2 protein-coding genes are annotated in these 2,253 nt (G+C 75.0%); both read right to left on the bottom strand.

The features are described from left to right. Positions 1–702: PucR family transcriptional regulator ligand-binding domain-containing protein (locus tag ABZ281_RS46585; RefSeq protein ID WP_356664583.1), on the bottom strand; the 702-nt coding region annotated here is incomplete at its 3' end. A 119-nt stretch (positions 703–821) separates the two neighbouring features. Continuing rightward, a partial coding sequence (locus tag ABZ281_RS46580) for an ATP-binding protein (RefSeq protein ID WP_356664581.1) occupies positions 822–2,253 on the bottom strand: 1,432 nt, incomplete at its 5' end.

The following is a 2,253-nucleotide window of genomic DNA, read 5'->3' as shown; positions in this document are numbered from 1 at the left end:
GAGGGCCGCCCGGGGGGGCCGGCCGGTGCCGATGGTGTGCAGCTCGACCCGGTCCTCGTTCTCCGGTCCGCCGGCCACGGAGGAGGCGGGCGCGGGGCGGTCCCGCAGCTTCTGCACGTCACCGGTGAGCCGCGCGGCGCGCCGCCCCGCCCACTCCGGCGCCGAGGCGACGACCGCGCCCGAGGCGTCGTACAGTGCCGCCCATCCTTCGACCTGCGAGGCCAGCGCGGCCAGCAGCCCCTCCGGGCCACCGGTCTGGGCCTGCCGGGTCAGCTCGCGCTGGGCGGCGAACCCGGCGGTGACGGCCCGGTACTGGTCGGCGGCGATCGCGGCGGACACGGCCTTGCTGATGGCGAGGAACGGCGTGCGGCGCGGCACCTCCAGCAGCGGCAGGCCCTCCTCTTCGGCCGCGTCGACGAGCGCTTTGGGCGTCTCTTCGTAGTTGACGCCCACGGCGAAGCCGAGCCCGACCACTCCGGCCCCGGCCAGCCGCCGGACGTAGCGGCGCATGGCCTCCGGGTCCTCGGCGTCCAGCTTGAGCGCGGTGATCAGCAGCAGTTCCCCGCCCTCCATGTAGGGCACGGGGTCGGCGAGCTCGCTGACGTGCGCCCAGCGGACCGGCACGTCGAGGCGGTCTTCGCCCGCCCGCACGGTCAGCTTCAGCGCGGAGTGGTGGACGAGCGAGGCGAGCGTCGGGGGCATGAGGCCTTCTGCGTCAGGGCTGTGAGATCTCTGTGGTCTTTTGGCCGCCACGTATGAACGACCTGTGACGATTCTGCCTCACCGTACGGTGCCCGCGTACCCGCGCAGGTGGGAAGGGGTCAGCCCCGCAGATCCACCAGCAGCGGGGGCGCGTGCTCGCCCTTGACGTCGGTCAGCGACAGCACCGCGTGCCCCGCCGGCACGGCGTGCGCCAGCTCGGAGGCGGACCAGCGCTCCCGCTCGACCTGCCGCACGGTCACCGCCCGCGCGGTCGGGGCCTTGCCGGTGATCACCCGGCGCAACATGTGGACGGCCTTGCCGGCCGGGGTCTCCGCGATGATCTGCCGGTCGGTGACGTCACGGGCCTCGGTCCACTCCTTGCCCCACACCTCGGCGAAGTCCTGCCCGTCCCACGGGGTGAGCCCCGACAGCGCCATCCGGCAGCCGGTCGCCCCGAGCAGCGGCCCGCGCAGCGGCCGGGCCACGTCGTCCAGGGTCCGCAGGGTGAGCACGACCCCGGCGTTGCCGGACCGCAGCCGCTGGATGCCGCGCACGGCCTCGGGCGTCACCACCCCGGTCGCGTCGTCCAGCAACAGGCAGGCGAACAGCGACCGGTCCTCGCGTACGGCGACACTCGCCGCGAACTGCGCGAGCACGAGCCGGGCCAGCATCTTGGAAGCGTCGGCGTGCCCGCGCTGGGGCAGGTCGATGCGCACCCGCACCGGGTGGTCGAGGGCTTTGAGCGTGAAGGGCCGGGACTGCCCGGAGGTGTCGAAGAATCCGGCGAAGGCCGGCCGGTCGAGCAGCGCTACGCGATCGCCCAGCACCCCGCCGACGTCCCCGGGCTGCCCCATCTGCCGCTCCCGGGCGTCGAGCTCCCGCAGCAGCGACTCCTGCCCGGCCTCCTGGAGCCCCTGCCGCAGCGCGGCGAATGGCCCCGGCGCGCCGTCCAGCAGCTGCCGCAGCTCCGGTACGGAGGGGAAACGCCCGTGCACGGCCCAAAAGGGCCCGAGCAGCTGGGCGAGGACGGTGGTGGAACGGCGGCTGTCGCTGCCAGGGTGCGGGTCGGCGAGATCCCCGACGAGCGCCTCGGCGAGCACGGCTGCGGCCTCGTCCGGATCGGTGGTGCCGCCGTACAGGTCGAGGTCGTACTCGGACTCCTGGTTCCCGATCCGTACGACCACGTCATAGGCGTCGGCCGGTCCGAGCCCCGCGCCGGCCGCCCCCACGACGACGACGGCGGCGCGCCCGGCGAGGGCGTGCAGGCAGAGCGACTCGGCGAGCGGACGGACGACGGTCCCGGTCTTGCCGGATCCGGCGGGGCCGACGGCCACGAGCGAGGTGCCGAGCAGCTCGGGCCCGAGGGCCAGCCCCGTGCCGCGGTAGACGTACGGGTTGCGGGCGTCGTCCACGGTGGTCCCGAGGCGCACCTGCCCGGTGACGAGGTCGTGCCGGGCGAGCCGGGCGGGCAGGTCGCGCTCCCCGGAGGGGTGGAGGCACGCGGCGGCGCCGTCCTTGAGCACGGCGCCGCTGAAGGTGGCGAGGCTGTGC

Source organism: Streptomyces sp. NPDC006265 (assembly GCF_040613555.1).
GTDB lineage: Bacteria > Actinomycetota > Actinomycetes > Streptomycetales > Streptomycetaceae > Streptomyces.
Note: the sequence above shows the minus strand (reverse complement) of the source record. Positions and strands in the feature narration are given on the sequence as shown.